Origin of the sequence: Rhodovulum sp. 12E13 (genome assembly GCF_003340565.1) — a bacterium.
GTDB lineage: Bacteria > Pseudomonadota > Alphaproteobacteria > Rhodobacterales > Rhodobacteraceae > HLUCCA09.
In genome coordinates this window covers 45,023-51,315 of record NZ_QPLK01000023.1, presented here as the reverse complement: position 1 = coordinate 51,315, position 6,293 = coordinate 45,023, and the positions used below count along the sequence as shown (strand labels likewise).

Below are 6,293 nucleotides of genomic sequence, written 5' to 3'. Positions count from 1 at the left end.
GGAAGTCTCCTTCTGCGACACGTCCAGCCCGACATACTGTTTCATTGCGGTATCCTCGATTGGGGCCTGATCCCGGCTATCGTGGCGATGTCGCCGGTCATGGGAAGCGCCGGCAGCAATTACCTCAGCGTAAGCAAGAAACGCGTGAACCCCCTTTATGGGTACGCATCCTAGGCCGCCTCCTTCCCCCCGGGCGACGGGCGTCTCGGTCACACGGAGCCATGGCAGGCCGCAGGCCCCCGGCGCGTCACCGGTCTGACATCTGTCCCGGCAGGCCGGCGCGCCCGGGTCCGCTCCCGCACTGCCGCCGCATGCCGAGCTTGCCCTCGGCATCGCCAGGTCGGCTGGTCAGGCCGCCGCGGTGATCGGCGGCGCGACACCGACGCGACACGGGGCGCGCCGGGGCGCAGGGGCCAAGCACGCACCGTGCAGTGTGGCACGACGCCGGCATCTTGGCTGGGCCTGCGCGCTCCCCATATCTTCGTCGAACCGAGACCCCGCTCATCGGAGAACGACATGGCCCTCGTCCGCACCGCGATGCTGCTCGCCGCGCTCACGGCGCTTTTCGGCCTCGCCGGCCTGGCGCTGGGGGGCGAGACCGGCATGATCCTCGCGCTGATCCTTGCCGCCGGGATGAACGTCTACGCCTGGTGGGGGTCGGACAGGGCGGCGCTCCGGGCGCACGACGCGCGGCTCGTGACGCGCGCCTCGGCGCCCGACTTCGTGGGCGACATCGAGCGGATGGCGCAGCGCGCGGGCATGCCGGTGCCGGCGATCTACCTGATCGACAGCGACCAGCCCAACGCCTTCGCCACCGGCCGCAACCCCGCGAACGCCGCCGTGGCGGCCACCACGGGCCTCCTGCGCAGCCTGTCTCGCGAGGAGGTCGCCGGCGTGATGGCGCACGAGCTGGCCCATATCCGCAACCGCGACACGCTGATCATGACAGTGGCGGCCACGCTCGCGGGCGCGATCACGATGCTCGCCAATTTCGCCTTCTTCTTCCGCGGCGGGCGCGACAACGGCATGGGGATCGTCGGCGTGCTGGCCACGATGATCCTCGCGCCGCTGGCGGCAGGACTGGTGCAGATGGCGATCTCGCGCACGCGGGAATACGAGGCCGACAGGGGCGGGGCCGAGATCTGCGGCCAGCCCCTGTGGCTCGCCTCGGCGCTGGCCAGGATTTCGGGCCTCGCGGCGCGGATCGACATGAACTCGGCCGAGCGCAACCCGGGCACGGCCCACATGTTCATCGTCAATCCGTTGCACGCCCACGCCCACGACAGGCTCTTCTCGACCCACCCGGCGACGGAGAACCGCATTCGCGAGTTGCAGAAGCTGGCGGGAGAGCGCGGCTCTGGCGGCGGGCGGAGCGCGGCGGCCCCGGCGACGCGGGCGAGCCCCGTTCCCTCGACACGGCGCACGCCTCGCGGGCCGTGGGCGTGAGGGCCGTGATCGTCGCCCTGCCGCGCCGACCGGAACGATGAAGGCAGCCGTCTGGCGGGGGCGGCCACGGCGCCTGCCGGCAGGGCGCCGCGGACGGGCGCGTCGGCCTGCCCCATCCCCGCCGCTCCGCCGCGCCGCATCGGCCGATCGGGGTCAATCGAGGCCCTCCTTTCACCCGCGTATCGGGCATCGCATCGCGGGAGCGCATCGCGAGGGGCTGTCCCGCGCCTGATGACCCGCCAGCCCGCCACCGCGATCGCCAGCGCAACGAGGACGAGAGCAACGAACAGCGCGGCACGCCGCGGGTTGCCGCCGTATCGCCCGTTTTCCCTGTCGCTGCCGGGACCGGTGCCGAGCAGACGCTGCACGCCGTCGCTCATCACGCCGGATCGTCGCCAAGGGCTGCCCAGAGGGCCGCGCGGGCCTCGTCGCCAATCCCCGGCGCGCTGCTTTCGCGCGGGCCGGCGACGTTGAGCACAGGAGGGCGCAGGTCCTCCAGCCACCGGCGGATCGCCTCCGCCGCAGCCTCGGCCCCGCTGTCGAGCGTCAGCCGGAGGCAGGGCCGGCCATGCGCCCGTGCGCGCCGCTCGGTCAGCGCCGTGCCCGGACTCTCCACGGCGTCGCGCGCCAGGATCAGCGTGGCATCGGAATCGCGCACGTTCAGGTCGGTCCGCACTGCCGGTGCGGCACTCTCCGCCTCCACGAGACCCGCATAATATTCGGGGATCGGCCCCGCCTCGTTGCGCCGCCCCTTCGGCACCCAGCCGCCGGTCTCGAAGCCCAGATCAAGCGCCACGTCGAGCGCGGCGAGGTCCACCCCGGTCTGCGCACCGGAGACGATCCTGCGCGGCCGGAACGCCATGCGCCGCTCAGAGCATCGACGGCACGACGAGGTCGGGCGGGCGGTGGCCGTCGGCGAAGGTCTTGACGTTGATCAGCACCTTTTCGCCCATCTCGACCCGCGCCTCGCGAGTGGCCGAGCCCATGTGCGGCAGCAGCACCACGTTGGGCAGCTCGCGCAGTCGCGGGTTGATGTCGGTGCCGTGCTCGTAGACGTCGAGGCCCGCGCCCGCGATGTCGCCCGACCGCAGCGCACGGGTCAGCGCGTTCTCGTCGACGACCTGCCCGCGCGAGGTGTTCACGATCACCGCCTCGGGCTTCATCAGCTTCAGCCGCCGCGCGTTGATCAGGTGGAAGGTCGCCGGCGTGTGCGGGCAGTTGATCGACAGCACGTCCATCCGCGCGACCATCTGGTCGAGGCTCTCCCAGTACGTCGCCTCGTGCTCGGCCTCCGTCTCGGGGTGGAGGCGGTGGCGATTGTGATAGTGCACCTGCATGCCGAAGGCGCGTGCGCGCTTCGCCACCGCCTGCCCGATCCGCCCCATGCCGAGGATGCCGAGCCGCCGGCCCGAGATGCGGCCGCCGAGGAAGGCCGTGGGCGCCCACCCTTCCCAGGTGCCCGCCTGCATCGCCGCCAGCCCCTCGGGGATCCTGCGGGTCACGGCGAGAATCAGCGCCATCGCCATGTCGGCGGTGTCGTCGGTGGTGGAGCCGGGCGTGTTCGAGACGAGGATCCCGCGTTGCCGGGCCGTATGCACGTCGATGTTGTCGACGCCGGCGCCGTAATTCGCGATCAGCTTGAGCCGGTCGCCGGCCTGCGCGAGCAGGGGCGCGTCGATCGTGTCGGTGATCGTGGGCACCAGCACGTCGGCCCGGCGCATCGCCTCGGCCAGTTCGTCGCGGCTCATCGGCCCATCGTCGGCACGCAGCTCGACGCGGAAGAGCTCCGACATGCGGGTCTCGACCGCCTCGGGCAACCGTCGCGTGACGACAACACTCAGCCGTTCGGATGGCATGCTGCCCCTCCCTCGTTCTTCCCAGGCCCGCGCGTCGGTGGCACCTTGGACCCCAAGGGCGCGCGGGACAAGCGCCCGCGACCGGACACGGATCGGGCAGGCAGCGAAACATGAGGATCTGGGGCCTTGGCTGGCGTATTGCGGCCATCCTCGCGGTATTGGCGTGGACGAGCGAGGCGGCGGCAGAGGGTGCCGGCGCGACGCAGAGGCCCGAACCACGCCCAGAGGCGGTGTCGGCCGCCAAACAGGCCACGCCCGCCACGGTGCGCGCGGCGCCCAAGCGCGGCCCCGTCACCAACCTGCCGCTGCCCCGCTACGTCTCGCTCAAGGCGTCGGAGGGCAACGTGCGGCGCGGGCCGTCGCTCCAGCACCGGATCGACTGGGTCTATACCCGCCGGGCCATGCCGCTCGAGATCACCGCGGAGTTCGGCCATTGGCGTCGCGTGCGCGACAGCGACGGCGCAGGCGGCTGGGTTCACTACTCGCTGCTCTCGGGCGTGCGTACCGTGCTGATCGAGCGCGACATGGTCGCCCTGCGCCACCGCCCGCAGGCCGACGGGCGGGTGATCGCGCGGGTCGAGGCGGGGGTGGTCGCGCGTCTCGGGCGGTGCCTGCCCGCGTGGTGCCGGATCGACGCGGGGGGCGAGACCGGCTGGGCCCCCAAGGCCGCGCTCTGGGGCGTCGGCGCCGACGAGTTGCGCGACTGAGGGCGCACCCTCACCCCCGTGCGAGTCGGGGAAAGCGGTAGCGCACGTCGATCACCACGCGGCCGCCGGCGAAATCGAGATGGTGGCAGCCGATGACGCCGGGGCGAAAGCCGGGGCGGACGTGGCGCACGCGCCGCTCGGCATAACCCGCCATGTCGAGCCGTGTGATCTCCATGACGTTCAGGCCCCAGCCGTAGAGGTCGTGGGTATTGTCCTGGCTGGCGCGGTAGAGGCGCCCGCCCTCCTGCCAGACCCGCCCGCCGCCGCGGGCGGTGGCGGCGTCGATCACCACCGGGTTCAGCGGGTGCGGCTCGATCTCGCGCAGGCGCGGGCCGTCGACGCGGAAAAGGTGCAGCTCGGAGCCGTAATCGCCGAAGCCGTCCTCGCAGAAATTGGCGAAGAGCCACCAGTCGCCCCCGACCTGCGCGAGCACCGCATCGGCCGGCGGACGACCCTCGAAGGCGGTCGCGGCACGCTCCCAGCCGAGGGGGAAATCGGTCGCGCGCCACACCTCGAGCCGCCCGGCGCCGATCGTCTCGGGCATCAGCCAGATGTCGCCCCCGGCGGCGAAGACGAAGGGATAAGAGAGGTGGTGCTCTGCCTCGAGCGGCGCCCCGAGCGGCGTCAGCCGGTCGCCCTCGAGACGGCCGGCCTGCAGGGTGCCACGGCCGAGCGCATGGAAGTAATCCTCCCAGAAGAGGAACGTCTGGCCCCGGTGCTCGAAGAGGAAGGGATCGGCCCAGTAATGCCCCTTCGGCGGCACGAGCGTCATGCCGCGCGCCGGGTCGAAGTCGAGCGCCCCGCCCGGGCAGAGCCGCAGCGCGAAGTCGCCGGGCGCGAGGCCCAGACGCCGCCCGCCTTTCGTGGCGAGCCGTCGCCCGAGTGCCAGCGCGAGCCGGGGCGCGTAGGCGGCGAGCGAGGCGGCAGGGGGCGATGCCGGGCCGGCACGCGGGGCTGCGCTTGCGCCGGCGCCCGCGTGCAGCGCGGCGAGGCGGCGTGCGGCAAGCTGCACCGATTTCTCCGCGGCGAAGGCGGCGTTGCGGGCGGCGAGAAACTTGGTGTTGTAGCGGGCGCGGTCGATCTCTTGCGCTCCCCCTGCCGTCTCGCGCAGGAGCGCCACCTCGGTCGCGGGGCGGCCCCGCATCGCCTCGGCCAGCCCGGCGCCGGGGGCGTGCGACGTCAGGCGCCAGACGCCATGGGGCGGCAGGTCTCCCTCCCAGGCCGCGGCGCCGCCGCCGGTGAGGTCGACGGCCACCTCGGCGGCGCCAATCTCGAGCCGTGGGGCAGGCAGCGGCGCGGCCTGGGGGAGGCGTACCGCCCGGGCCTCGAGCCGCGCGACCGCCCCCAAGGCTCCGCCGGGCGCGGGCGCGGGCGGCGCACGGCGAATCTCGACGAGGGCCATCCGCGGATCGGCATCGAGCCATCGGGCAAGCCATGCGCCCGCGGCGTCCACTCCCGCCGCCGCCCGCCCCTCCGGCAGGATCAGCGCGACGCGCAGCGGCGCACGGGCGGTGCGATCCGGGCAAGGGGCACCGGTCGCGCACGACGCCGCGAGGCCATCCGCCGCGCTCTCGTCTGCCAGGCTTGCCGGGCTGCCCGCCATCGCCTCCTCCGTGCCGTGCGCGCCCGATAGGGCTCCAGACGACAGGCTAGCCCGAAATCGTGGCGACACTGTGGAGAACCGCAAACACGCTGCCCGCGCGGCGGCAAAGCGGGTGGAGCGGGTAGACGGAATCGAACCGACATAACCTGCTTGGAAGGCAGGGGCTTTACCATTAAGCTATACCCGCGGAACGACATCTGGCTACGCCAGCACGGCGCTCCGGTCAACTCACATCCGACACCTCCCCTCCGTCAGGGGCCCGACATGCGGGGCCTTCTTCCTGCCGGGCCCGACCCGGCCGGCGCGCCGTTCGCCATCGCCGCCTCGCTGATCGTCACGCCGGGCGTGCCGTTCCTCGACGAACCGACGACCGCCCTCGACCCGACCGCCCGCCAGCGCGTCTGGCGGCGGATCGGCCGCCTCGCGGGCTCGGGCGTGACGGTGCTGCTGACGACGCCATACCTCGAGGGGGCCGGCCGCTACAGGCAGCGAGCAGGAGGAGCCACGCAAGAGCAAGACGAAACAGGTGGATCATGCGGCGCTCCTTGTCCGAAGGATGGCGGGGGCAGCGTTTCGGATCGGGCAGCTCGGGGCCAGAAAGGCCACCGTCCCTCACGCAGCTTTGAGCACGGATGCCGTTCCGGACGCGACGGCGCGATCACGATGTGATACCCCGACCGC

Annotated in this window: 6 protein-coding genes and 1 tRNA gene; 3 read left to right on the top strand and 4 right to left on the bottom strand. The window is 72.7% G+C overall.

The window, feature by feature from the left end:
• Positions 1–516 precede the first annotated feature (516 nt).
• On the top strand, positions 517–1,446 hold the full coding sequence (htpX, locus tag DLJ49_RS16980) for a zinc metalloprotease HtpX (RefSeq protein ID WP_115394743.1): 930 nt from the start codon (positions 517–519) through the stop codon (positions 1,444–1,446).
• A 379-nt stretch (positions 1,447–1,825) separates the two neighbouring features.
• On the opposite strand, the gene DLJ49_RS16975 is transcribed toward htpX, so the two are convergent.
• Together DLJ49_RS16975 and DLJ49_RS16970 are read right to left on the bottom strand one after the other, a co-directional pair.
• On the bottom strand, positions 1,826–2,308 hold the full coding sequence (locus DLJ49_RS16975) for a putative molybdenum carrier protein (RefSeq protein ID WP_115394742.1): 483 nt from the start codon (positions 2,306–2,308) through the stop codon (positions 1,826–1,828).
• 7 nt (positions 2,309–2,315) lie between these two features.
• A complete protein-coding gene (locus DLJ49_RS16970) occupies positions 2,316–3,302 on the bottom strand; it encodes a 2-hydroxyacid dehydrogenase (RefSeq protein WP_115394741.1) in 987 nt (328 codons plus the stop codon).
• A 110-nt stretch (positions 3,303–3,412) separates the two neighbouring features.
• Between DLJ49_RS16970 and DLJ49_RS16965 the strand changes: the two genes are divergently transcribed.
• Positions 3,413–4,009, top strand: coding sequence for an SH3 domain-containing protein (locus DLJ49_RS16965; RefSeq protein ID WP_115394740.1), 597 nt, complete (start codon positions 3,413–3,415; stop codon positions 4,007–4,009).
• A gap of 10 nt (positions 4,010–4,019) precedes the next feature.
• Here DLJ49_RS16965 and DLJ49_RS16960 read toward each other — a convergent pair whose 3' ends face one another.
• Together DLJ49_RS16960 and DLJ49_RS16955 are read right to left on the bottom strand one after the other, a co-directional pair.
• Positions 4,020–5,612 carry a glucosamine inositolphosphorylceramide transferase family protein gene (locus DLJ49_RS16960; protein WP_115394739.1) on the bottom strand — a complete coding sequence of 531 codons (1,593 nt, stop codon included), beginning with the start codon at positions 5,610–5,612 and terminating at the stop codon, positions 4,020–4,022.
• 113 nt (positions 5,613–5,725) lie between these two features.
• A tRNA-Gly gene (locus tag DLJ49_RS16955) sits at positions 5,726–5,799 on the bottom strand.
• A gap of 77 nt (positions 5,800–5,876) precedes the next feature.
• Here DLJ49_RS16955 and DLJ49_RS22900 point away from each other — a divergent pair.
• On the top strand, positions 5,877–6,281 hold the full coding sequence (locus tag DLJ49_RS22900; RefSeq protein WP_369932646.1) for a DrrA family ABC transporter ATP-binding protein: 405 nt from the start codon (positions 5,877–5,879) through the stop codon (positions 6,279–6,281).
• Positions 6,282–6,293: the final 12 nt, after the last annotated feature.